We start from the raw sequence: 23,427 nt of genomic DNA, 5'->3' as shown, positions 1-23,427 counted from the left end.
CGAAAAACACAGGAAAATAAGGGAGGGAAAATCGATAACGCGCAGAAAAGGGGATCAGCGCCTCGCCATTAGCGAGACGCTTCGTAAATCAGTAACTCGTCTGTTGAGACTTCTCAGCCTGAATACGCTGATAAATCTCTTCACGGTGAACAGAGACCTCTTTCGGCGCATTCACACCGATGCGCACCTGATTACCTTTAACACCTAAAACGGTAACAGTAACCTCATCGCCAATCATGAGGGTTTCACCAACTCGGCGAGTTAGAATAAGCATTCTTTGCTCCTTGAATAATTAAAAGAGTCGGGTCTCTCAGTTTCCCGGCCATTATCGATCATAAGCGGGTAAAACGTAAGCCATGACCCCTACATAAAATGTAAGCAGCCTGCAACTTCAGCCATGAGTACTTTAAGTTTAGCCGATATCATCATTGTCGCGACTTTAATCGCAAAGCTCACACCGCCATTAAGACTGAAAACGCCATACAGCACAATAGATTATGGCGTTTTCAGGGTTAGCTATTTATTTCTTATTAAAGCTTAGCTTCAACCCAGGCTTCAACCGTCGCCAGAGCAGCAGGCAGTGCCTGCACGTCGCTGCCGCCTGCCTGTGCCATATCAGGACGACCACCGCCCTTGCCACCGACCTGCTGCGCTACACAAGCAATCAGCTCACCGGCTTTAACGCGATCAGTCAAATCTTTCGTGACACCAGCAATCAGACTGACTTTATCATCAGCGATGGTTGCCAGAACAATAATCACAGAGCCCAGCTGATTTTTCAGGTCATCAACCATCGTACGCAGAATTTTAGGCTCTACGTTATCAAGCTGACGAACCAGCAGCTTAACGCCCTTCACTTCTTTCGTCTGGCTGGACAGTGAAGCACTTTCCTGCGCAGCTTGCTGACCTTTCACTTGCTGAAGCTCTTTTTCCAGCACACGTGAACGCTCAATCAGTGAACGGATTTTATCGGTGATGCTGTTCACATCGCCTTTCACCAGGTGCGCAACATCCTGCAGCAAATCACTTTGCTGATGCAGGGTATTAATCGCGTTCTCACCGGTGATCCCTTCAATACGACGAACACCTGCTGCAGTACCGGATTCACTCTGAATACGGAACAGGCCGATATCGCCGGTACGGCTGGCGTGAGTACCGCCACACAGTTCGGTGGAGAAATCACCCATGGTCAGAACACGAACGCTGTCTTCGTATTTCTCACCAAACAGCGCCATCGCGCCTTTTTCTTTGGCCTCTTCCAGATCCATGATGGTGGTCTGGATTGGCAGGTTACGACGGATCTGAGCATTCACCAGATCTTCGACCTGTCGAATCTCTTCTGGTTTCATCGCTTCAAAATGAGAGAAGTCGAAACGCAGATAGTTGTCATTAACCAGAGAACCTTTCTGAGCCACGTGTTTGCCCAGCACCTGACGCAGCGCAGCATGCAGCAAGTGAGTCGCGGAGTGGTTCAGACGGATGCGGTCACGGCGCGCCACATCCACTTCAGCTTCAACGCTGTCGCCGATGCTCAGCTCACCCGCATTCAGGGAACCCTGATGGCCAATCGCTTTACCGTATTTCTGGGTATCAGACACTGAGAATACGCCTGATGCGGTTTTCAGGATGCCTTTATCGCCCACCTGACCACCGGATTCGCCATAAAACGGCGTGTCATCCAGCACCACAATGGCGTTAACGCCAGGCTTGATATCCTTCACTGGATGACCATCAACAAACAGCGCCACGACTTTGGAATGGCGTTGCAGATGTTCGTAACCGGAGAAGTGAGTCACGCCGTCAACACGAACCATGCTGTTGTAGTCTGCGCTGAAACCGCTGGACTCACGTGCGCGGCGACGCTGAACTTCCATCGCTTTCTCAAAACCGAGTTCGTCTACTTTCAGATTGCGCTCACGGCAAACGTCAGCGGTCAAATCCAGCGGGAAACCAAAGGTGTCGTACAAACGGAAAGCAATTTCGCCGTCCAGAGTGTCGCCTTTCAGAGCGGACAACTCTTCATCCAGCAACGCCAGACCGCGCTCCAGGGTGCGGGCAAACTGCTCTTCTTCGGTTTTCAGCAGTTGCTCAACCATCTCCTGCTGTTCTTTCAGTTCTTTCGCCGCCGGGCCCATCACTTCAATCAGCGGAGCAACCAGTTTGTAGAAGAACGTGTCTTTCGCGCCCAGCATGTTGCCGTGGCGGATCGCACGACGAATGATACGGCGCAGCACATAGCCACGGTTTTCATTCGATGGGATCACGCCGTCTGCAATCAGGAATGCGCAGGAACGGATATGGTCGGCGATAACGCGCAGGGATTTGTTGGACAGATCGGTCGCGCCGGTGACTTCCGCCACCGCAGCGATCAGTTTCTGGAACAAATCGATGTCGTAGTTGGAGTTCACATGCTGCATAACCGCAGTGATACGCTCAAGCCCCATCCCGGTATCTACGGATGGTTTTGGCAATGGCAGCATGGTGCCGTCAGCCTGACGGTTGAACTGCATGAACACCAGGTTCCAGATTTCGATGTAACGGTCGCCATCTTCTTCAGCAGAGCCCGGAGGGCCGCCCCAGATGTGATCGCCATGATCGTAGAAAATCTCGGTACAAGGACCGCAAGGACCGGTATCGCCCATCTGCCAGAAGTTGTCAGAAGCGAATGCGCCGCCTTTGTTATCGCCAATGCGGATAATACGTTCTTTTGGAACGCCGACTTCTTTTTCCCAGATTTCAAACGCTTCGTCATCGGTCTCATAGACGGTGACCCAAAGCTTTTCTTTCGGCAGATTGAACCAGTTTTCGCCGGTCAGTAATTCCCAGGCGTAGTTGATGGCATCGTGCTTGAAGTAATCGCCGAAGCTGAAGTTACCCAGCATTTCGAAGAAGGTATGGTGACGTGCGGTATAACCGACGTTTTCGAGGTCATTGTGTTTACCGCCTGCGCGGACGCAACGCTGGGATGTGGTTGCGCGGTTGTAATCGCGGTTATCCAGACCCAGGAAAACATCTTTAAATTGGTTCATCCCGGCATTGGTAAACAACAGTGTCGGATCGTTTGTCGGGACAAGCGAACTGCTTGAAACAACGTTGTGTCCCTTACTATGGAAGAAATCGAGAAACGCTTGACGGATCTCAGCGGTGCTCTTGCTCATAAATATCCCGGAATCATGCTGGAAGAACGGCTCTTGAGCCGGATAACGCTGCATATGGCAGCAATCTGTACAGCTCACGAACGAAAAAGTGCGGATAAGATAAAATTTCTGCGCGGGGAAGTAAAATACCGTATGCGGTCAATCGTCAAAATCGCGATAAATAGACTGTATTTCTTCCTGAAAGAAGCCCCGATAGAGCAAATAACGCAAAACTTTTGATTTTTCTTTCCAGTCAGTCGGTAAATTTTCACCAAATTTTCTGACCGCCAGATCTCGTGCCAGAGCACACCAGTCCACGTCTGTGTTTTCCAGTGCCACAGTGATGATTTCTTTATCGACACCTTTGTGCAGTAATTCCGAACGGATGCGCTGCGCGCCGTAACCTTTATTACTGCGACCGGAAATATAACGGCTGGCAAATTTGGCATCATCAAGCCATGAGTGCTGATAACAGTAGTCGATCACTGCCTGCACATGTTCTTCAGGAATTTCTTCCGGCACCGGCCGCAGCTCGGGTTTAGCTCTTACGGTCTCTTCTTCCGCGAAGTCATTTTGCGCCGGTTTTTTTCGCGAAGACCAACTGCTTTTTTTATTCTGAGGTTTAACAAAAGGCATCGGAGGAATGAGTAACTTACGGCGCAATTCTGTTTCGCCATGGTCGCGCTGAGCAAGCAGACGCATTGCACGGTTAATCAGCATATTGATTTTCGCTGCGTCACCGTCTTTCTTCTGAGGTTCAAACAGCGTGGACTCACTATTCTGCGCTACCTCTTCCAGCAGTTTTTTCAGATCGATGACTTTTTCGTTTGGCGCTTTTTCATCGGACATAAGGTTTCCCCCTTATATGCAAAATGCCAGTCTGGAAACCAGACTGGCATTTTAGTGACTATTGAAAGTAACGGACGATGTCCCCTGCCCTTCAAATGTCTTTGTCAGACAACCGCGAAATTAAAACTCTTCGCTGGTTTCCATGTTGTCGTCAGCGTCTTCCGCTGTGGTCGCAACACTCAGTTCACCGGTGCCGCTCAGCAGCATGTCACGCAGTTTTTTGTCCAGTTCAGCAGCTATTTTCGGGTTTTCTTTCAGGAAGTTGCAGGAATTCGCTTTACCCTGACCAATCTTCTCACCGTTGTAGCTGTACCATGCGCCGGCTTTCTCGACCAGTTTGTGCTTAACGCCCAGGTCGATCAGTTCACCGTTGATGTTGATACCTTCGCCGTACATGATCTGGAATTCAGCTTGTTTGAATGGTGCAGCAATTTTGTTTTTCACCACTTTCACGCGCGTTTCGCTACCGACCACCACATCACCTTCTTTGATAGCGCCGATACGACGGATATCCAGACGCACAGAAGCATAGAATTTCAGTGCGTTACCACCGGTGGTGGTTTCCGGGTTACCGAACATCACACCAATTTTCATACGGATCTGGTTGATGAAGATAAGCAGAGTGTTGGCGTTTTTCAGGTTACCGGCCAGCTTACGCATCGCCTGGCTCATCATACGTGCCGCGAGGCCCATGTGAGAGTCACCAATTTCGCCTTCAATTTCAGCTTTCGGCGTCAGTGCAGCCACGGAGTCAACGATGATCACGTCAACCGCACCTGAACGGGTCAGCGCGTCACAGATTTCCAGAGCCTGTTCGCCGGTATCTGGCTGAGAACACAGCAGGTTGTCGATATCCACGCCCAGTTTTTTAGCGTAGATCGGGTCAAGTGCGTGTTCAGCATCGATGAACGCACAGGTTTTGCCTTCGCGCTGTGCAGCAGCAATAACCTGCAGGGTCAGCGTGGTTTTACCGGAAGATTCTGGTCCGTAGATTTCAACGATACGGCCCATTGGCAAACCGCCGGCACCTAACGCGATATCCAGAGACAAAGAGCCGGTAGAGATCGTTTCTACGTCCATGGAGCGATCCTCACCCAGACGCATGATGGAGCCTTTACCGAATTGCTTTTCAATCTGGCCCAGTGCTGCAGCTAACGCTTTTTGCTTGTTCTCATCAATAGCCATTTTTACTCCTCGTCTGATACAGGGGAACATCCCGCCCGCATCACTGAATATAATTTGTGTACAGGTAATCGGCAGTAATTATACTGTATGCTCATACAGTATCAAGCCTAATTTTTAATAAACTCACGCAATGCCGTTTGTAGTGAAAAAACAGCAGCTTGCAAACGAACGGCTTCGCGGTCGCCGGAAAACTGCTGTTTAGCCGTCAGAACGCGCCCGTCTTTTCCGGCAAATCCAAACCAGACCGTGCCGACAGGTTTTTCCGCAGAACCGCCGTCAGGTCCGGCAATGCCGCTGACTGACACGGCCACATCAGCGCCCGCAGCGTGCAACACGCCTTGCGCCATTTCATGCACCACCTGCTCGCTCACCGCGCCATACTGTTCAAGCGTGCTCTCAGCAACGCCCAGCAATTCATGCTTGGCCGCATTGCTGTAAGTAACAAATCCGCGATCGAACCAGGCGGAGCTGCCAGCGATATCCGTGATGGATTTGGCAATCAGACCGCCGGTGCAGGACTCTGCACAGGTGATCCACAACCCCTGCGCTTTCAGCTCAGCACCGATCTCCACACTCAATTCATGTAAATTTTCTTCGTTCATATTCCGTCCTGGCTGGTCATCCGAATCTCATCCGATGTTAGCATTTCTCTTCCGGTGTGTGAGTCCCGGCGAAGCGTTTTGCGCGATGCATTCAGAATTAGCACGAAAAGAAAAAAGAAGGGCCACAAATTGCAGCCCTTAAGATATTGAACAAACCGGCGTTAGCGCGCGGCTTTCACCGCCTCACCCAACTGCCATACCGCCATCGCATAATGCACGCTGTGGTTGTAACGGGTGATGGTGTAGAAGTTCGGCAGTCCGTACCAGTACTGGTAGTTGGTGCCCATATCGAGGCGCAACAGACTCGCTTCCTGATAATTGCCGAGCGAACCCAGCGGGCTCAGCCCTGCCGCCTTCAATGTATAAAGCGGATATTTGGTTTTGAAGCCGTTTTCAAGCAAAGGTGCCTGTCCGGCTGCCGGAACAGCGATGGGCGCGCCTTTGGTCCAGCCATGGGCTTTGAAATAGTTGGCGACGCTGCCGATAGCATCAACCGGATCCCACAGGTTGGCGTGACCATCGCCGTTAAAGTCCACGGCATAATCTTTATAAGAAGAAGGCATAAACTGGCCATAGCCCATTGCGCCGGCGAAGGAACCGCGCAGACTCAGCGGATCATCCCCTTCCCGACGGGACATCAGCAGGAACGTTTCCAGTTCACCGGAGAAATACGCTGCACGGCGCGGATAGGCAAAGGATAAGGTCGCCAGCGCATCGATAATGCGGGTTTTACCCATTACGCGTCCCCAGCGGGTTTCCACGCCGATAATGCCGACAATGATTTCCGGCGGCACGCCATAGACCTGCTCCGCACGCTGCAACGCATCCTGATATTGATTCCAGAACACCACACCATTTTGCACGTTATCCGGCGTGATGAATTTGCTGCGATAACGGTTCCACGCGCCGTTTGGCACGGTCGATGGCGGACCGGAAGGTGCCTGCTGATCCATTAGTCGTAATACAAATCCCAGACGTTTGGTTTGCGACAACACATCATGCAGCTGCTGACGGTCAAAACCGTGCTCACGCACCATTTTGTCAACAAACTGATTCATGGCCGGATCATAGGCAAAGTCTCCGGTCTGCGCGGCACCGGTATGCTCAGGCTGGAGCAGAAAACCGCCGCCGGGCACCGTATTAGCGCTGGCATTTCTTCCATCAGAGAAAGGATTACGCGGCCCTTCAGGCTGAGGCGCGGGCTTATGACTGCTACATGCAGAAAGTGTAAGAACCAGGGGAAGAATGACTGCCAGGTGGCGCATCGGATATCCGTAACCATGCAATAAAAGAGGTGCCGACATGGTAGAGCATTATCAGAGCCGAAAAAACTGAAAATCGCCGTCTTTACAACTCGGGGGAAGGTGACTTTTTGGGATAAGTTGCGCGACGTTACGCAAGTTCAGAATGCAGCATAGTTTTTTGGCTCTACTCACGTTAGGATCCGTTGTAAAGTCGTTGCCCCAGGCGGTATACGCCAACAGGATGATTTAAAATTGAATCAACTCAATGAAAAACAAAACAATATGACCGGACTGGATGCCCACACCCCGATGATGCAGCAGTACCTGCGTCTTAAAGCAGAGAACCCGGAAGTTCTGCTGTTTTATCGTATGGGCGACTTCTACGAACTGTTTTATGACGATGCGAAACGCGCATCGCAGCTGATGGACATCTCCCTGACCAAACGCGGTGCTTCTGCCGGTGAGCCGATCCCAATGGCGGGCGTGCCTTATCATGCGGTGGAAGGCTATCTGGCGAAACTGGTGCAGCTCGGTGAATCCGTTGCGATTGCGGAACAGATTGGTGATCCGGCGCTGAGCAAAGGGCCGGTCGAGCGTAAAGTCGTACGTATCGTTACGCCGGGTACCGTCAGCGATGAAGCGCTGCTGAGCGAACGCCATGACAACCTGCTGGCGGCGATCTGGCAGGACGGGCGCGGCTTTGGCTATGCGACGCTGGATATCAGCTCCGGTCGTTTCCGTGTGGCACAGCCGGACGATCTGGAAACCATGGCAGCAGAATTACAGCGCACCAATCCGGCTGAATTACTGTATCCGGAAAGCTTTGAAGCCATGACGCTGATTTCTTCCCGCCGCGGATTGCGTCGTCGTCCGATGTGGGAATTCGAGCTGGAAACGGCGAAGCAGCAGCTTAATCTGCAATTTGGCACCCGTGATTTAAGCGGCTTCGGCGTTGAGCAGGCTGCTCAGGCGCTGCGTGCGGCCGGATGTCTGCTGCAATACGTGAAAGATACCCAGCGCACTGCCCTGCCGCATATCCGTGGTGTCACCATGGAGCGCCAGCAGGACGGTATTATTATGGATGCGGCGACGCGCCGTAATCTGGAACTGACGCAAAATCTGGCAGGTGGCGTAGAAAACACGCTTGCAGCGGTGCTGGATCAGGCCGTGACGCCGATGGGCAGCCGTATGCTCAAACGCTGGATCCACATGCCGAGCCGCGATATCAAACTGCTGACCCATCGTCAGCAGGCGATTGGCGCATTGCAGGATATCACCGCCGATTTACAGCCGGTGCTGCGTCAGGTCGGCGATCTTGAGCGTATTCTTGCGCGTCTGGCTCTGCGCAGCGCACGTCCGCGGGATCTGGCCCGGATGCGTCATGCCATGCAACAACTGCCGGAAATCCGCGAGAATTTGCAGGAAACCGAAGCCGGGCATGTAAAGACACTTGTGGAACAAACCGGTGACTTTACCGAACTGGTGGAACTGCTTGAACGCGCCGTCGTCGAAGCGCCGCCGGTTCTGGTGCGTGACGGTGGCGTGATAGCACCGGGTTACAACACAGAGCTGGATGAGTGGCGCGCGCTGGCAGACGGCGCGACGGATTATCTCGATCGCCTGGAGATCCGTGAGCGTGAAAAGCTGGGGCTGGACACGCTGAAAGTCGGATTCAACGGCGTTCACGGTTATTACATTCAGGTGAGCCGCGGTCAGAGCCATCTGGTGCCAATTCATTACGTTCGCCGCCAGACGCTGAAAAATGCTGAACGCTACATCATTCCTGAGCTGAAAGAGTACGAAGACAAAGTACTGACCTCCAAAGGCAAAGCGCTGTCTCTGGAAAAAGCGCTGTACGAAGAACTGTTCGACCTGCTGATGCCGCATCTGTCCGCCTTGCAGCAAAGCGCCAGCGCGCTGGCCGAACTGGACGTGCTGAGCAATCTGGCGGAACGTGCTTATACGCTCAATTACGCCTGTCCGACCATGAGTGAAAAACCAGGTATTAATATTACCGGTGGCCGCCATCCGGTGGTTGAGCAGGTGCTGAGCGAACCCTTTATCTCTAATCCGCTGAACATGTCTCCGGCGCGACGGATGCTGATCATTACCGGTCCGAACATGGGCGGTAAAAGTACCTATATGCGTCAGGCGGCTCTGATCGTCCTGATGGCGCACATCGGCAGCTATGTTCCGGCAGAGACATCCATCATCGGACCGGTGGATCGCATCTTCACCCGTGTCGGAGCGGCAGACGATCTGGCTTCCGGGCGTTCGACCTTCATGGTGGAAATGACCGAGACCGCGAATATCCTGCACAATGCGACCGAAAACAGTCTGGTACTGATGGATGAAATCGGGCGCGGGACATCAACCTATGATGGACTGTCGCTGGCATGGGCTTGCGCAGAAAACCTCGCAAGCCGCATTAAGGCCATGACGTTGTTCGCAACCCATTACTTTGAACTGACCACGCTGCCGGAAAAAATGGAAGGCACGGTGAACGTGCACCTGGATGCCATCGAACACGGTGATACTATCGCCTTTATGCACAGCGTGCAGGACGGTGCAGCCAGCAAGAGTTACGGTCTGGCGGTTGCGGCGCTGGCGGGTGTGCCACGTGACGTGATAAAGCGTGCGCGCCAGAAACTGAAAGAGCTGGAGACGTTGTCCAATAACGCCGCCGCCAGCAAAGTCGATGGCCCGCAGCTGGCATTGCTGACCGAAGAAGTGTCTCCGGCGGTCGAAGCACTGGAGGCGCTGGATGCGGATTCGTTGTCGCCACGTCAGGCGCTGGAGTGGATCTATCGTCTGAAAGACATGGTGTAAGTGCCTGCAGGCCTGATCAGCGCGCATAAAAAACGGTGAGTATTAACTCACCGTTTTTATTTTCGTTCTTACTGATCATGCATGATGCAGCGACTGTTTTACGCGTCAGTTACTCGCGGAACAGTGCTTCGATGCTCAGTCCTTGCCCCTGCAAGATTTCACGCAGGCGACGCAAACCTTCAACCTGAATCTGACGAACACGTTCACGTGTCAGACCAATTTCACGGCCTACATCTTCCAGCGTCGCTGCTTCATAGCCTAACAGGCCGAAACGACGCGCCAGAACTTCACGCTGTTTTGCATTCAACTCGAATAACCACTTCACGATACTCTGTTTCATATCGTCGTCTTGTGTGGTGTCTTCCGGGCCGTTGTCTTTTTCATCCGCCAGAATGTCTAACAACGCTTTCTCTGAGTCACCACCCAACGGGGTATCAACAGAAGTAATGCGTTCATTAAGGCGCAACATACGGCTGACGTCATGTACCGGCTTGTCGAGTTGCTCAGCAATCTCTTCAGCGCTCGGCTCATGGTCCAGTTTATGTGCAAGTTCACGTGCGGTACGCAGATAAACGTTCAGTTCTTTAACGATGTGAATCGGCAGACGAATAGTACGGGTTTGATTCATGATCGCCCGTTCAATTGTCTGACGGATCCACCATGTTGCATAGGTAGAGAAACGGAAGCCGCGCTCAGGGTCGAATTTTTCAACCGCACGGATCAGACCCAGGTTGCCTTCCTCGATCAAATCCAGCAGTGCCAGACCGCGATTACTGTAGCGGCGGGCAATCTTAACCACTAAACGCAGATTACTTTCAATCATACGGCGGCGGGAAGGAACATCTCCCCGCAGCGCGCGACGTGCAAAATAAACTTCCTCTTCTGCGGTAAGCAGAGGGGAATAACCGATTTCACCGAGGTACAGTTGAGTGGCGTCCAGCACTCTCTGGCTTACAGCCTGCGACAACAATTCTTCTTCTGCATCGTTGTCGGCAGTCTCTTCGACTACTGCTTTCTCGTCAAAGGCTTCAGCGCTGTTCTCATCGAAATCTACATCATCATGTAACTCGTTAACTTTCAGCGTATTCTGACTCATAAGCTGCTCCTACCCGTGGTCCCGAGGGCAGAATCAATGCTCTGCCCCGATTTATCGCTGCGGAAGATAACGCAGCGGGTTTACGGATTTCCCCTTGTAACGAATTTCAAAATGCAATCTTACTGAACTGGTTCCGGTGCTACCCATAGTCGCTATTTTTTGTCCCGCCTGCACTTCTTGTTGTTCCCGGACCAGCATTGTATCGTTATGTGCATAGGCGCTCAGGTAATCATCATTGTGTTTAATGATGATCAGATTACCGTAACCGCGAAGAGCATTACCCGCGTAAACCACACGCCCCGAGGCGGTTGCTACGACAGACTGTCCACGCGAACCAGCGATATCGATCCCCTTATTTCCCCCTTCAGAAGCTGAGAAATTATCGATAATTTTCCCGTCAGTCGGCCATTTCCAAGAGGAAACCGGACCGCCATTATTTGCAGAGGTGGCGACGGGAGTGCTGGCTACAGCAACAGGTGTTGTGGTGGTAGTAACTGCACCTGATGTAGGCAACATCTTACCTACATTCTGTTTACCAGAAGCATCAGAATACGTGGTAGTTGGTTGAGATGCAACCACAGAACCTGTGAGCATTCCCCCTGTAGGAACTTTAGGAACACCGCCATTTGTGGCATCTGTGACGGCTGTCGTACTGCTCGAACTGGTCGCAGAAGAGACGTTATTTATCTGGACTGTCTGCCCGACTTCAAGGCTGTATGGCGCAGGGATATTATTGCGCGCGGCCAGGTCACGGAAGTCATTGCCGGTGATCCAGGCAATGTAAAACAGGGTGTCACCACGCTTCACCTGATAGGTACTGCCGCTATAGCTTCCCTTAGGGATGGCGTTGTAGCTGCGGTTGTACACAATGTGTCCACCAGAGCCGACAGCAGGTGCCATTTGCGGAGCGGAATTCAGAGTATTCTGACTGGCATTGCCACTGTTACCACCGCCATTGACGCTGCTGATCGGTGCGGATGTGGTTGAAGTGTTGGTACATCCCGCCATCCAGGCACTGATAAACGTACACACTGCAATGCGGCCTAAAGTTTTTATTGGGCTTCCCGTGCTCATATTTCCCCCGTTACGGCAATCTCAGAATATCTCTTTAACCTCGCACACCGCGCCAGCTGGCGCTTTTCGTGTCATCGGACACGGTGCGGGCAGGCAACATGCTCATTCAGGTCTTCGCCCGAATGCCGCTGTGCCATAAAAAACTGTAGTGGATGCTATCAACATCGCCAGTACAGCACCATATAACAGTTGTATTTAAATTTTAAGGAGTTAGTCCTGAAGGCTCAGGCGCATCACCGGTTTCAGGCGAGTTCGCCTTTCACCAGCGGGACAAAACGAACGGCTTCGATGTTTTCTGCGACAAACTCATCACCACGACGGGTGATCCGTTGCAGTGTCTGATTTTCTTCGCCCACAGGCAGGATTAATACCCCGCCATCATCGAGTTGTTGCAGTAAATCTTGAGGTATTTCAGGTGGTGCGGCGGTGACAATAATGGCGTCAAACGGGCCACGCGAAGGCCAGCCCTGCCAGCCGTCACCATGACGGGTCGAGACATTATGCAAATCGAGTTGCTTGAGGCGTCGTTTCGCCTGCCATTGCAATCCCTTGATGCGCTCAACCGAGAAAACATGCTCCACCAGATGCGCCAGAATGGCGGTCTGATAGCCAGAACCGGTGCCAATTTCAAGCACCCGCGAAGAAGGCTCAAGGCGCAGCAGCTCAGTCATTCTCGCTACGGTATAAGGCTGAGAAATGGTCTGGCCGGAGCCAATTGGCAACGCGGTATTTTCGTAAGCTTTATGTTGAAACGCCTCATCGACGAACCGCTCACGCGGCACGGACTCGATGGCATGCAGCAGTTTTTCATCATGAATGCCCTGCTGGCGCAGCTGTTCCAGCAGGTTGTACATCGGCTTATTCACCATTCGCGCTCACCCCGGCCTTTTCCAACCATGAGACCACGACATCCTGAGCCGCATAGGCGGTTAAATCCACCTGAAGTGGCGTCACTGAAACATAACCTTGCGCGACGGCAGCAAAATCAGTATCAGGTGCGACATCAAACTTATCGCCCGGCGGGCCAATCCAGTACAAGTCCTGACCGCGCGGATCCTGCTGACAAAATACCTGCTCAGCCGGATGACGGCTACCGCAACGCGTTACCTTGATGCCTAAAACCTGCGAAAGCGGCAAATCCGGGACGTTAATATTCAGAATTTTGCCAGTACGCAAAGGCTCACGCGCCAGTGCCCTGAGGATACGGCAGGTGATGATCGCCGCCGTGTCGTAATGCTGATGTCCGTCCAGCGAGACCGCCAGCGCAGGAAAGCCCAGATGACGGCCTTCCATCGCTGCGGCGACCGTGCCGGAGTAAATCACGTCGTCGCCCAGATTTGGCCCGGCATTAATGCCAGAGACCACGATATCCGGCTTCGGGCGCATCAGCGTATTCACGCCGAGATACACGCAGTCGGTCGGCGTACCGTTAATCACCGCAGTATCACCGTTGGGGTAAGACTGAATACGCAACGGGCCGTCCAGCGTCAGCGCGTTTGACGCGCCGCTGCGGTTACGGTCAGGGGCCACCAGCTTCACATCGGCAAACTCACGCAGCGCAGACGCCAGCGCTTGTATGCCCGGAGCCAGAACGCCGTCGTCGTTACTCAGTAATATCCGCATCAGCTTCATCCAGATTCATCAGTTCACGCACCACGCTGGTGGCATAACTGCCGGCCGGTAGCCAGAATTTGAGTTCCAGAGTGACGTCATCCCAGCGCTGCCATTGCATTTGCAAAGGTTGCAGCATAATGGCGCGGCGCGCAGGTTCCACCCGTTCACGTTTGAGCAGTGACAGCAAATCCATCTGATCGCTGAGACAGGTTTGTTCGAATGCTTCAGCATCTTCAAGCGTGCCCAGCGGGCCGTCACCCGGTAAAGGCGCCGTCACCAGCAATTCACCACTTTCAACGCGAGGTTGCAGCGATTCAAACTCTTCAGCTTTTGCCACAAACCAGCTGCCGCGCCCGCTCAGTTGCAAAGCGTCGCCCAGCATCGGCTGACGGACGGTGCCTTCTGCCAGACGCTGACTGGCGACGATATTGAACATCGCGCTGCGGCTGGCGGAAAGATAGAAGCTGCGCTTAGCGCGTTCTTTCGGACGCGCTTCGTTGGTCGCCCAGCGTTTCGCCTGCACCAGATTATTGCCACCACGACCAAAGCGCTGGGTACCGAAATAGTTCGGCACGCCCTGTTGGGTGATTTTTTCCAGACGTGCTTCGACGTTAGCGATATCACTTATCTGTCGCAGCACCAGCGTAAACGCATTGCCTTTCAGCGTACCGATACGCATTTTTTTGCGATGGCGGGAGGCGCGAACCACTTCGCAGCCTTCGAGGTCAAACTGGCTTAAATCAGGGTCAGCCTTGCCCGGCAGATGCAGGCAAAACCATTGTTCGGTGACCGCATGGCGGTCCTTGAGACCGGCATAACTGACGTCGCGCGGATGCACTTTGGCGAATCTCGCCAGTTGCTCGGCGACGAATTGCGTGTTGCAGCCATTTTTGCGGATCCGCACCAACAGATGTTCACCTTCTCCGTCCGGCTCAAAGCCCAGATCCTCTTCGACAATAAAGTCTTCCGGATTGGCTTTCAGCTGGCCGGTGGCGACAGGTTCGCCCAGTAACCAGGTGAGACGGGACATATCTATCATGCGGTAATCTTCCACAACATCATTCCTTAATCAGCAAAGCAACGGCTTCGCAGGCAATACCTTCGCCGCGCCCGGTAAAGCCCAGCTGTTCGGTAGTGGTAGCTTTCACATTGACGTCGTCCATATGACATTGCAAATCTTCGGCCAGAAACACACGCATCTGCGGGATGTGCGGTGCCATTTTCGGTGCCTGTGCAATGATCGTGATATCCAGATTGCCCAGCTTGTAGCCTTTCGCGCGGATGCGGCGATAGGCTTCGCGCAGCAGTTCACGGCTGTCAGCGCCTTTGAATGCCGGATCGGTATCCGGGAAAAGCTTGCCGATATCACCCAGTGCGGCTGCACCGAGCAGTGCGTCAGTGGCCGCGTGCAGCGCCACATCGCCGTCAGAATGCGCCAGTAAACCCTGCGGATAAGGGATACGCACACCACCGATCACCAGCGGGCCTTCGCCGCCAAACTTATGTACATCAAAACCGTGACCGATACGCATTATGCGTTCTCCTTCTGGGATAAGCGGGTTAAATAGAATTCTGCCAGCGCCAGATCTTCTGGCCGGGTGACTTTAATATTATCGGCCCGTGCCGGGATCAGCATAGGATGAAACCCGCAATATTCCATTGCAGAAGCTTCATCTGTGACCACCGCACCTTCATTGAGCGCACGGCGCAGGCAGATTTTCAGTAATTCGAGCGGGAAAAATTGTGGCGTCAGCGCATGCCAAAGATCCTGACGGTCGACCGTATGCGCAATGGCCGCCACACCGGGTTCGCCCCGTTTCATGGTGTCGCGCACAGGTGCGGCGAGGATCCCGCCGACTTTACTGGTAGCGGTGATCGCCAGCAGATTATTGAGGTCGTCCGGATGCAGACACGGGCGCGCGGCGTCATGCACCAGCACCCAGCCGCGGTCACCGGCGACATCCAGTCCGGCCATGACCGATTCAGCCCGTTCAGCACCGCCTTCCACCACGCGGATACGCGGATCGCGGGCAATGGGAAGTTGTGAGAACTGAGTGTCGTGCGGACTTAACGCCACAATGACCTGGCTGACTCTGCCGCTTTGCAGTAAAGCGAGAATGGAGTGTTCTATCAACGTATTACCGCCGACAGAAAGGTACTGCTTGGGACATTCTGCCTGCATACGGCTGCCAATTCCGGCAGCCGGTATCACGGCAATGACCTGTGGAAGGGAAACTGCGGTATGACTCATGGCTATTGATTCAGGTTGTTTTGCGAAACGGTGCTGCCCGGCGCACGTTTGTTGTCAGGCACCAGACGATAGAAAGTCTCGCCGGGTTTAATCATGCCCAGTTCGTTGCGTGCGCGTTCTTCGATCGCTTCCTGACCGCCGTTTAAATCGTCGATTTCTGCGAAAAGTTGATCATTACGTGATTTCAGTTTGCCGTTATTACCTTGCTGCACCTGAACATCATCGTTTACACGAACATAATCGTGAATACCATTCTTACCCAGCCACAGTGAATACTGTAGCCAGCCAAGTAAAATCAGTAATAGCAGTGTTAGTTTGCCCATCCCCGCCCCCTAAAAAAGCTGGACAATCATCCCACAACTTTCCCTCTGACTCCACTGCGGCAGGGTAAATGCCGGTGAGAATCAGACTTACGCACGCAATTATGGGTGAGAATGACACAATGGGTTACATCGTGAAGGGAATTTGCAGGGAAAACCGCCAGAAAAAGTCACCAGCCAGACAGGAAAGAGAAGACTGTCCAGAACATACCAATGATGCAGATAGCGCTGGCCAGAGAGGTTTTAAACCAGCCACCGGCAAAGAACATGCTGAGCGCAATGCCTATCAGCACGGAAACCGGCATCAGCGCCAGGAAGAACGGCCAGGTGTAGAGCAGAAAAAACAGGGTATTGGAACCGTAAACCAGAAAAGGGATCGCAAACGCCAGCCAGTAGAAGACAAACCCAATGAATCCGCCCTGCATGGAGTAGGAAGGGTCTTCGGTGTCCGGACTGTCTGTTACCGGCACAGGCACGCGTGTCCGGGGGCTGATTTCCCCGGTTCGATCCACGCGGATCCGGCTGACAAGTCTGCTGAGTAAAGCCTGCATAGATGATCCCTGTATTTCAGTGTAAACCTGCACGCTCTGTGGCGTTTGGCCGGCAACATTCAGGGTTTGATAATAGCGCGCTGGCGCATCACATCTAATAATTGCGGGACCAAATGTGTTACCAATTGTTCACCATCAAGATGCACATCCGGGGTCTCTGGCGGCTGATATTCGGAGTCAATGCCGGTGAAGTTTTTCAGTTCACCCGCACGGGCTTTTTTATATAAACCTTTCGGGTCACGTGCTTCACAGATAGCCAGCGGCGTATCCACGAACACTTCAATAAACTGACCGTCTTCAAGCAAATCACGCACCATGTCGCGCTCGGCGCGATGCGGCGAGATGAACGCAGTCAGCACGACTTGCCCGGCATCCACCATGAGTTTTGCGACTTCCCCCACGCGACGGATGTTTTCACGCCGGTCATCGTCAGTGAAGCCCAGATCACGGCACAGCCCGTGGCGGACATTATCGCCATCGAGAAGATACGTGCTGACGCCCTGCGCATGAAGTGCCTGTTCCAGCGCGCCTGCGACCGTGGATTTTCCCGAGCCCGAAAGCCCGGTGAACCATAATACGGCGCCGCGATGTCCATGTTGCTTTTCGCGATCCGCACGCGTGACAGCGTGCGGATGCCAGACAACATTCTCATCTTTTAACAAAGAAACGTTCTGTAATACTGTCCCGTCCGGTGACGCCATCTTATTTGCCACCCAGCAGGTCACGTGCGCCCCAGTGCGGGAAGTGACGGCGAACCAGAGTGTTCAGTTCCAGCTCAAACGCGCTGTATTTATCCGATTCCTGATAAACCTGTTCAACGGCTTCACGTACCAGACCGGCACCCACGGTGACGTTAGTCAGGCGATCGATGAAGATCATGCCCCCCGTGACCGCATTGCTCTGGTAATTATCCAGCACCAGCGGTTCGTCAAAGGCCAGTTCAACCAGACCGATGCCGTTGAGCGGCAGGTTTTCCACCACACGCTGCGTCAGCGAGTTGATTTCCACCTGATATTCGATGTTTTCCACACGCGCACGGGCTTTCTTGCCACCGACTTTGATGTCGTAGCTCTGGCCGACGCTCAGTGGTTGTTCTGCCATCCACACCACATCGACTTTGGCGTTCTGCACCGGCTTAACGGTTTCTTCAGCATCAACCAGCGTGTCGCCACGGCTGATGTCACGTTCATCGGCCAGCACCAGCGTAATCGCTTCGCCTGCCCAGGCTTCCTGCAAATCGCCGTCAAACGTCACAATACGTGCCACGGTAGATTCCACACCTGATGGCAACACTTTGATTTTCTGGCCTACGCGCACTGAACCCGATGCCAGCGTACCGGCATAGCCGCGGAAATCGAGATTCGGACGGTTCACATACTGCACCGGGAAACGCATTGGTTGCTGTTCACGGATGTTGATGATGTTGACCGTCTCCAGCACGTCGAGCAGCGTCGGGCCGGTGTACCAGCTCATTTTCTCGCTCTGCGTAGCCACGTTGTCGCCTTCCAGCGCAGAGAGCGGCACAAATTTGATGTCCAGATCGGTCGGCAGTTGCTGAGCGAAATCCAGATAATCCTGTTTAAATTGCTCGTAAACCGTTTCGCTGTAATCCACCAGATCCATTTTATTGACGGCAACCACCAGATGGCGGATCCCGAGCAATGTCGCAATGAAGCTGTGACGTCGGGTTTGATCCAGCACGCCTTTACGGGCGTCGATCAGTAAGATTGCCAGATCACAGGTCGATGCGCCGGTCGCCATGTTACGGGTGTACTGCTCGTGCCCCGGCGTGTCGGCGATGATGAACTTACGCTTCTCGGTGGAGAAATAACGGTAAGCCACGTCGATGGTAATGCCCTGCTCGCGTTCGGCCTGTAAGCCGTCCACCAGCAATGCCAGATCCAGTTTCTCGCCCTGGGTTCCGTGGCGTTTGCTGTCGTTGTGCAGGGAGGACAGCTGATCTTCGTAGATCTGACGGGTGTCATGCAGCAGACGTCCGATCAACGTACTTTTGCCGTCATCGACGCTGCCGCAGGTCAGGAAGCGCAGCAGGCTTTTGTGTTGCTGAGCGTGCAGGTAAGCTTCGACGCCGCCCTGCTCCGCGATTTGTTGTGCAATTGCGTTATTCATTAGCTGCGGCTCCTCAGAAATACCCTTGACGCTTTTTCAGTTCCATCGAACCGGCCTGATCACGGTCGATCGCTCGTCCCTGACGTTCACTGGTAGTCGATACCAGCATTTCTTCAATGATCTCCGGCAGCGATTGTGCTTCGGATTCCACGGCACCGGTCAGTGGCCAGCAACCCAGGGTACGGAAACGCACCATTTTCTTCTCGATAACTTCGCCCGGTTGCAGATCAATACGATCGTCATCCACCATCAGCAGCATACCGTCGCGTTCCAGCACCGGACGCGGCGCGGCCAGATACAGCGGAACGATCTCGATATTTTCCAGATAGATGTACTGCCAGATGTCCAGCTCAGTCCAGTTGGAGAGCGGAAAGACGCGAATGCTTTCGCCTTTGTTAATCTGGCCGTTGTAGTTGTGCCACAACTCAGGGCGCTGGTTTTTCGGATCCCAGCGGTGGAAACGGTCGCGGAACGAATAGATGCGTTCTTTGGCACGGGATTTTTCTTCGTCACGACGGGCACCGCCGAACGCGGCATCAAAACCGTGTTTGCTCAGCGCCTGTTTCAGACCTTCGGTTTTCATGATGTCGGTGTGTTTCGCACTGCCGTGAACGAACGGGTTAATGCCCATCGCCACACCTTCCGGGTTTTTATGCACAATCAGCTCGAAACCATAGTTCTTCGCCGTGCGGTCACGGAATTCGTACATCTCGCGAAATTTCCAGCCGGTATCCACATGCAGCAACGGGAACGGCAGCGTGCCCGGGAAGAAGGCTTTGCGTGCCAGGTGCAGCATCACCGAGGAATCTTTCCCGATGGAGTACATCATCACCGGGTTGGCGAATTCAGCAGCCACTTCACGGATGATATGGATACTCTCCGCCTCCAGTTGCCGCAAATGAGTCAGTCGTTTTTCGTCCATAACAGATCCTTTAAGCCAAATTCACAACCGACGGGCGTTGGGTGCCGTCAGTCTCAGGATGATGCCCAAACCAGGCCAGTTGCTGATGAAGCGATACCACTTCACCAATCACCAGTAACGCCGGCGTCGGCGCCTGTTGAGCCAGATGTTCAAGATTATCGAGTGTTCCGGTCAGCACCTGCTGATCAGAACGCGTTCCCCGTCCGATGACCGCAACGGGCGTATTCGCTGCGCGACCATGGGCGATCAGTTGCTGGCTGATTTCAGCCGCTTTGAGCGTGCCCATGTAAATCGCCAATGTTTGTTTGCCCCTGGCCAGCGTCTCCCACTGGATGCCGTTGTCTTCGGGACGGCAATGTCCGGTCACGAAAACCACGCTCTGGGCATGATCACGGTGCGTCAGCGGAATGCCTGCGTAGGCGGTCGCGCCCGCCGCTGCCGTCACGCCGGGAACCACCTGGAAAGGAATGCCCGCCGCCTGCACCGCCTGTAATTCTTCGCCGCCACGACCGAAAATAAACGGGTCGCCGCCTTTAAGGCGCACCACTTTTTTCCCCTGCTGCGCCAGTTCAACCAGCATGCGGTTGGTTTCTTCCTGCGCGACAGAATGGCTGCCCGCACGCTTACCGACACAAATCTTGTCCGCATCACGGCGCACCAGATCTAATACTTCGTCGCTCACCAGATGGTCGTAAAGCACCACATCGGCCTGCTGCATGACCTGCAACCCGCGTAAGGTGAGCAATCCTGCATCACCCGGCCCTGCGCCCACCAGCGTGACATTGCCGTTATGCGAGACGTCTTGCGCACTTTCTAACTGCTGTTGCAGTGCCTGTTCGGCTTCTGCGAGCTTTCCCGCAGAGGCGAGGCTGGCAAAACGTCCGGCGAACGCGTGTTCCCAGAAACGGCGACGTGCACGCATGGAACTGAACTGCGTTTTCACATTTTCACGCCAGCGCCCGGCGATATCGGCCATTTGCCCCAGACTGTTCGGCAGCAAGGTTTCCAGCTTTTCGCGCAGCATTCTGGCAAGTACCGGCGCTTTACCGCTGGAAGAAATCGCCACCACAATCGGCGAACGGTCGACAATCGAGGGAAAAATGAAAGAGCACTTTGGCTGATCGTCAACCACGTTAGCCAGAACATGGCGCTGGTTGGCCTGCTCGAAAACTTCAGCATTCAGCGCAGCGTCGTCAGTGGCGGCAATCACCAGAAAAACATCGTCGAGCTGTTCCGGCAAAAATGACCGGGCAGACCAGCTGATTTGTGCGGCCTGCCTGCGTTGTTCCAGCTCGGGAGAAAGTGCCTGTGCGACTATCCGTACTTGCGCACCTGCCCGCAGGAGAAGATCGATTTTGCGAGCAGCGACTTCGCCACCACCAACAACCAGAACAGGGCGTTGTTTGAGGTCGGCAAATATTGGTAGATAGTCCACAAAAGCCTTTATTGATTGTCAGGATTAATAAACAAACTATACGTGCAGGCAATAATTGATCTGAAATGACGAAAAGGAATGATTAGTTACTAAATGGAATATAGCCCGACAAAAAGAGCGGTTTGGGATAACGGGAAATTGTCTAATTGCGCAGAGAATCGCATACTGTATGCCCCACAAAGACCGCCACACGCGGCCTGTTGTTTGATTACCTTCCGGTCGCTTTGACCAGCAAATAAGGATTTTTGGCTATGTTTTCTTTTTCACGCATGACGCGGGCGCTGCTGGTTTTAGGCCTGAGCTGCGCCGGTTTGGGTCATGCGATGGCGGCTTCTGCACCGCTTCCGGCAATCGGTATGATCGCCAGTCAGCAGATTCGTCACATTGCGACCTATTTTCCCGGCCGCATGGCAGGGAGTCCGGCAGAACTTATCGCCGCTGAATATTTGAATCAGCAGTTCAGCAAGTTCGGGTATAAGAGCGATTTGCGCGGATTCGATACCCGTTATCTTTACACCAGCAATGCGGGCAAACAGAACTGGCAGAATATTCACGCCACGTCGGTGATTGCCGCACGCGCGGGTGAAGTGCCGCAACAAATTATCGTGATGGCGCATTTCGATACCTATGTGCCGCAAAGCGACAGCGATACCAACCATAATCTCGGCGGACTGACCTTGCAGGGTGTCGATGACAACGCCTCTGGCGTCGGTGTGATGCTGGAACTGGCCGAACGTATGCAGGCCATCCCGACGCATTACAGCCTGCGTTTCGTGGCGCTGAGCGCGGAAGAAACCGGGGCAAAAGGCGCGGAAGATTTTGTGAACCGCATGAGCGCTGAAGAGAAGAAAAACACCCTGCTGGTGATCAATCTCGATTCGCTGGTAACCGGCGACAGATTGTATTTTAACAGCGGCATGAATACGTCAGTCGCCGTAGCGAAACTGACCCGGGTGCGCGCACTGAATATTGCCCGCAGCCTGGGCATTCCGGCAGAAAGCCACGCAGGCACGCATTGCTGTAACGGGATAAAAGCGCTGGACGATGCGCGTCTGCCGCTGCTGAACGTCACGGCGACCAACTTTGCGCTGGGTAAGAAAGACGGCGAACAGCAACGTGCGATCACCCGCCATTTCCCGCTGGGCACCACGCGTTATCAGAGCCAGTTCGACAATCTGCAATATCTGGATAAAGCGCTGCCAGGCCGCATCGAAAAACGCTCCCGCGATACCGTGAAAGTGCTGTATCCGCTCTTGAAGGATCTGGCGAAACCGGCGAAACACGCCTGATTAAGAAGTGAATTTAAGGGATTGTTTTCAGCAATCCCTTAAATAATTCGGGTGGCAGGAAGGCGGCAAGCGAAGAAGTCCCGATGAGCTGACATTAGTCAGTGATTCGGGCGACTGAACGCAGCCAACGCATCTGTAGCCCGAAGTATGACGGGGATTTATTCGTGTAAGCCACATTCGCGTTTAAGACCAAAGAATCGCGTGTCTTCCTCTTTCATCCCTTCTTCCCACTTTTTCGTTGTGTGCGTGTCACCCACGGAAAGATAGCCCTGATCCCACAACGGGTGATAGCTCAGGCCGTTGTCTTGCAGATAGCGGAAGATCTGACGGTTGTCCCAGTCGATGATCGGAAGAATTTTAAACACACCGCGTTGTACCGCCAGCACCGGCAGATGCGCACGGCTGCCGGATTGCTCACGACGCAGACCGGCGAACCAGGTCTGCACGCCCAGTTGCTGAATCGCCCGATTCATTGGCTCGACTTTGTTGATGTGATTGTACTTCTCGATACCTTCGACGCCCTGCTCCCAAAGTTTGCCGTAGCGCGCTTCCTGCCACGCCGCCGAATGCTCCGCGCGGAACACCTGCAAATTCAGGTTCAGCTGTTCGGTTAACGTATCGATGAACTGATAGGTTTCCGGGAACAGATAACCGGTATCGGTGAGGATCACCGGAATGTCCGGTTTCTGCTGAGTGACTAAGTGCAGACAGACTGCCGCCTGAATGCCGAAGCTGGAAGACAGCGCGAATTCGCCAGGCATATTTTCCAGCGCCCATTGCACACGCTCCTGCGCGGACAGCTTTTCCAGACTGACGTTAATTTCCGCCAGCGCCATGGATTGTCCGGACTTCGGCAGTTCGTTCAGTTCAGCCAGAGTAATATTCAGCAAACTCATATC

The 23,427-nt window shown here is 53.6% G+C and carries 22 protein-coding genes; 2 read left to right on the top strand and 20 right to left on the bottom strand.

Translation table 11 applies throughout. The annotated features are described in order from the left end of the window. Positions 1-88 precede the first annotated feature (88 nt). The 6 genes from csrA to mltB form a co-directional block, all read right to left on the bottom strand. Positions 89-274 (bottom strand): carbon storage regulator CsrA, encoded by a 186-nt coding sequence (gene csrA, locus D6C13_RS19110; RefSeq protein ID WP_013574027.1) that lies wholly within the window; start codon positions 272-274, stop codon positions 89-91. Between the two features lie 256 nt (positions 275-530). Then, positions 531-3,158, bottom strand: coding sequence for an alanine--tRNA ligase (gene alaS / locus D6C13_RS19105; protein WP_120134258.1), 2,628 nt, complete (start codon positions 3,156-3,158; stop codon positions 531-533). Positions 3,159-3,296: 138 nt separating this feature from the next. Further along, on the bottom strand, positions 3,297-3,863 hold the full coding sequence (gene recX, locus D6C13_RS19095) for a recombination regulator RecX (protein WP_208642913.1): 567 nt from the start codon (positions 3,861-3,863) through the stop codon (positions 3,297-3,299). Positions 3,864-4,106: 243 nt separating this feature from the next. Further along, positions 4,107-5,171, bottom strand: a complete 1,065-nt coding sequence (gene recA, locus D6C13_RS19090) for a recombinase RecA (protein ID WP_120134256.1) — start codon at positions 5,169-5,171, stop codon at positions 4,107-4,109. A gap of 107 nt (positions 5,172-5,278) precedes the next feature. Further along, positions 5,279-5,773, bottom strand: a complete 495-nt coding sequence (gene pncC, locus D6C13_RS19085; protein ID WP_120134255.1) for a nicotinamide-nucleotide amidase — start codon at positions 5,771-5,773, stop codon at positions 5,279-5,281. Between the two features lie 161 nt (positions 5,774-5,934). Next, entirely contained in the window at positions 5,935-7,038 is a 1,104-nt protein-coding gene (gene mltB / locus D6C13_RS19080) for a lytic murein transglycosylase B (RefSeq protein ID WP_120134254.1), read from the bottom strand. A gap of 261 nt (positions 7,039-7,299) precedes the next feature. On the opposite strand from mltB, the gene mutS reads away from it, so the two are divergent. Next, the gene (gene mutS / locus D6C13_RS19075; protein WP_120134297.1) at positions 7,300-9,846 is read left to right on the top strand and encodes a DNA mismatch repair protein MutS; all 2,547 of its coding nucleotides are present in this window, start codon (positions 7,300-7,302) and stop codon (positions 9,844-9,846) included. 109 nt (positions 9,847-9,955) lie between these two features. On the opposite strand, the gene rpoS is transcribed toward mutS, so the two are convergent. The 13 genes from rpoS to cysG form a co-directional block, all read right to left on the bottom strand. Next, a complete protein-coding gene (gene rpoS / locus D6C13_RS19070) occupies positions 9,956-10,942 on the bottom strand; it encodes an RNA polymerase sigma factor RpoS (protein WP_120134253.1) in 987 nt (328 codons plus the stop codon). Positions 10,943-10,993: 51 nt separating this feature from the next. Continuing rightward, the gene (gene nlpD / locus D6C13_RS19065; protein ID WP_120134252.1) at positions 10,994-12,016 is read right to left on the bottom strand and encodes a murein hydrolase activator NlpD; all 1,023 of its coding nucleotides are present in this window, start codon (positions 12,014-12,016) and stop codon (positions 10,994-10,996) included. 242 nt (positions 12,017-12,258) lie between these two features. Further along, complete coding sequence (locus D6C13_RS19060) at positions 12,259-12,885, bottom strand: protein-L-isoaspartate(D-aspartate) O-methyltransferase (protein ID WP_120134251.1); 627 nt, start codon at positions 12,883-12,885, stop codon at positions 12,259-12,261. Next, positions 12,875-13,639 (bottom strand): 5'/3'-nucleotidase SurE, encoded by a 765-nt coding sequence (surE, locus tag D6C13_RS19055; RefSeq protein WP_167458050.1) that lies wholly within the window; start codon positions 13,637-13,639, stop codon positions 12,875-12,877. The genes D6C13_RS19060 and surE overlap by 11 nt, the downstream gene beginning before the upstream one ends. Continuing rightward, the gene (gene truD / locus D6C13_RS19050; protein WP_167458051.1) at positions 13,620-14,666 is read right to left on the bottom strand and encodes a tRNA pseudouridine(13) synthase TruD; all 1,047 of its coding nucleotides are present in this window, start codon (positions 14,664-14,666) and stop codon (positions 13,620-13,622) included. Before truD ends, surE begins: the two co-directional genes overlap by 20 nt. A gap of 22 nt (positions 14,667-14,688) precedes the next feature. Continuing rightward, entirely contained in the window at positions 14,689-15,162 is a 474-nt protein-coding gene (gene ispF / locus D6C13_RS19045) for a 2-C-methyl-D-erythritol 2,4-cyclodiphosphate synthase (protein WP_015695903.1), read from the bottom strand. Continuing rightward, positions 15,162-15,881, bottom strand: coding sequence for a 2-C-methyl-D-erythritol 4-phosphate cytidylyltransferase (gene ispD / locus D6C13_RS19040; RefSeq protein WP_120134250.1), 720 nt, complete (start codon positions 15,879-15,881; stop codon positions 15,162-15,164). The genes ispF and ispD overlap by 1 nt, the downstream gene beginning before the upstream one ends. 2 nt (positions 15,882-15,883) lie before the next feature. Beyond that, positions 15,884-16,204 (bottom strand): cell division protein FtsB, encoded by a 321-nt coding sequence (gene ftsB / locus D6C13_RS19035; RefSeq protein ID WP_112287715.1) that lies wholly within the window; start codon positions 16,202-16,204, stop codon positions 15,884-15,886. Positions 16,205-16,371: 167 nt separating this feature from the next. Beyond that, entirely contained in the window at positions 16,372-16,752 is a 381-nt protein-coding gene (locus tag D6C13_RS19030; RefSeq protein ID WP_120134249.1) for a DUF3561 family protein, read from the bottom strand. A 59-nt stretch (positions 16,753-16,811) separates the two neighbouring features. After that, positions 16,812-17,453 (bottom strand): adenylyl-sulfate kinase, encoded by a 642-nt coding sequence (gene cysC, locus D6C13_RS19025; protein ID WP_120134248.1) that lies wholly within the window; start codon positions 17,451-17,453, stop codon positions 16,812-16,814. A gap of 1 nt (position 17,454) precedes the next feature. Continuing rightward, the gene (cysN, locus tag D6C13_RS19020; protein WP_120134247.1) at positions 17,455-18,882 is read right to left on the bottom strand and encodes a sulfate adenylyltransferase subunit CysN; all 1,428 of its coding nucleotides are present in this window, start codon (positions 18,880-18,882) and stop codon (positions 17,455-17,457) included. A 13-nt stretch (positions 18,883-18,895) separates the two neighbouring features. Beyond that, positions 18,896-19,804, bottom strand: a complete 909-nt coding sequence (gene cysD / locus D6C13_RS19015; RefSeq protein ID WP_112287719.1) for a sulfate adenylyltransferase subunit CysD — start codon at positions 19,802-19,804, stop codon at positions 18,896-18,898. A 10-nt stretch (positions 19,805-19,814) separates the two neighbouring features. Continuing rightward, positions 19,815-21,239: a siroheme synthase CysG gene (gene cysG / locus D6C13_RS19010; RefSeq protein WP_120134246.1), complete on the bottom strand. Its 1,425-nt coding sequence runs from the start codon at positions 21,237-21,239 to the stop codon at positions 19,815-19,817. Positions 21,240-21,490: 251 nt separating this feature from the next. Here cysG and D6C13_RS19005 point away from each other — a divergent pair, with 251 nt between their 5' ends. Continuing rightward, the gene (locus tag D6C13_RS19005) at positions 21,491-22,528 is read left to right on the top strand and encodes an aminopeptidase (RefSeq protein WP_120134245.1); all 1,038 of its coding nucleotides are present in this window, start codon (positions 21,491-21,493) and stop codon (positions 22,526-22,528) included. A gap of 158 nt (positions 22,529-22,686) precedes the next feature. Here the strand turns inward: D6C13_RS19005 and D6C13_RS19000 are convergent, their stop codons facing one another. Further along, a complete protein-coding gene (locus tag D6C13_RS19000) occupies positions 22,687-23,424 on the bottom strand; it encodes a phosphoadenylyl-sulfate reductase (protein ID WP_120134244.1) in 738 nt (245 codons plus the stop codon). Positions 23,425-23,427: the final 3 nt, after the last annotated feature.

It is taken from the genome of Rahnella woolbedingensis (assembly GCF_003602095.1).
Taxonomy (GTDB): Bacteria; Pseudomonadota; Gammaproteobacteria; order Enterobacterales; family Enterobacteriaceae; genus Rahnella; species Rahnella woolbedingensis.
This window is presented reverse-complemented; position numbering and strand designations above follow the sequence as displayed.

What these genes read in the sequence shown, in the direction of transcription:
- csrA (WP_013574027.1), bottom strand. Translation starts at nt 274, where the DNA reads ATGCTTATTCTAACTCGCCGAGTTGGTGAAACCCTCATGATTGGCGAT.
- alaS (WP_120134258.1), bottom strand. Translation starts at nt 3,158, where the DNA reads ATGAGCAAGAGCACCGCTGAGATCCGTCAAGCGTTTCTCGATTTCTTC.
- recA (WP_120134256.1), bottom strand. Translation starts at nt 5,171, where the DNA reads ATGGCTATTGATGAGAACAAGCAAAAAGCGTTAGCTGCAGCACTGGGC.
- pncC (WP_120134255.1), bottom strand. Translation starts at nt 5,773, where the DNA reads ATGAACGAAGAAAATTTACATGAATTGAGTGTGGAGATCGGTGCTGAG.
- mltB (WP_120134254.1), bottom strand. Translation starts at nt 7,038, where the DNA reads ATGCGCCACCTGGCAGTCATTCTTCCCCTGGTTCTTACACTTTCTGCA.
- mutS (WP_120134297.1), top strand. Translation starts at nt 7,300, where the DNA reads ATGACCGGACTGGATGCCCACACCCCGATGATGCAGCAGTACCTGCGT.
- rpoS (WP_120134253.1), bottom strand. Translation starts at nt 10,942, where the DNA reads ATGAGTCAGAATACGCTGAAAGTTAACGAGTTACATGATGATGTAGAT.
- nlpD (WP_120134252.1), bottom strand. Translation starts at nt 12,016, where the DNA reads ATGAGCACGGGAAGCCCAATAAAAACTTTAGGCCGCATTGCAGTGTGT.
- D6C13_RS19060 (WP_120134251.1), bottom strand. Translation starts at nt 12,885, where the DNA reads ATGGTGAATAAGCCGATGTACAACCTGCTGGAACAGCTGCGCCAGCAG.
- surE (WP_167458050.1), bottom strand. Translation starts at nt 13,639, where the DNA reads ATGCGGATATTACTGAGTAACGACGACGGCGTTCTGGCTCCGGGCATA.
- ispF (WP_015695903.1), bottom strand. Translation starts at nt 15,162, where the DNA reads ATGCGTATCGGTCACGGTTTTGATGTACATAAGTTTGGCGGCGAAGGC.
- ispD (WP_120134250.1), bottom strand. Translation starts at nt 15,881, where the DNA reads ATGAGTCATACCGCAGTTTCCCTTCCACAGGTCATTGCCGTGATACCG.
- ftsB (WP_112287715.1), bottom strand. Translation starts at nt 16,204, where the DNA reads ATGGGCAAACTAACACTGCTATTACTGATTTTACTTGGCTGGCTACAG.
- D6C13_RS19030 (WP_120134249.1), bottom strand. Translation starts at nt 16,752, where the DNA reads ATGCAGGCTTTACTCAGCAGACTTGTCAGCCGGATCCGCGTGGATCGA.
- cysC (WP_120134248.1), bottom strand. Translation starts at nt 17,453, where the DNA reads ATGGCGTCACCGGACGGGACAGTATTACAGAACGTTTCTTTGTTAAAA.
- cysN (WP_120134247.1), bottom strand. Translation starts at nt 18,882, where the DNA reads ATGAATAACGCAATTGCACAACAAATCGCGGAGCAGGGCGGCGTCGAA.
- cysD (WP_112287719.1), bottom strand. Translation starts at nt 19,804, where the DNA reads ATGGACGAAAAACGACTGACTCATTTGCGGCAACTGGAGGCGGAGAGT.
- D6C13_RS19005 (WP_120134245.1), top strand. Translation starts at nt 21,491, where the DNA reads ATGTTTTCTTTTTCACGCATGACGCGGGCGCTGCTGGTTTTAGGCCTG.
- D6C13_RS19000 (WP_120134244.1), bottom strand. Translation starts at nt 23,424, where the DNA reads ATGAGTTTGCTGAATATTACTCTGGCTGAACTGAACGAACTGCCGAAG.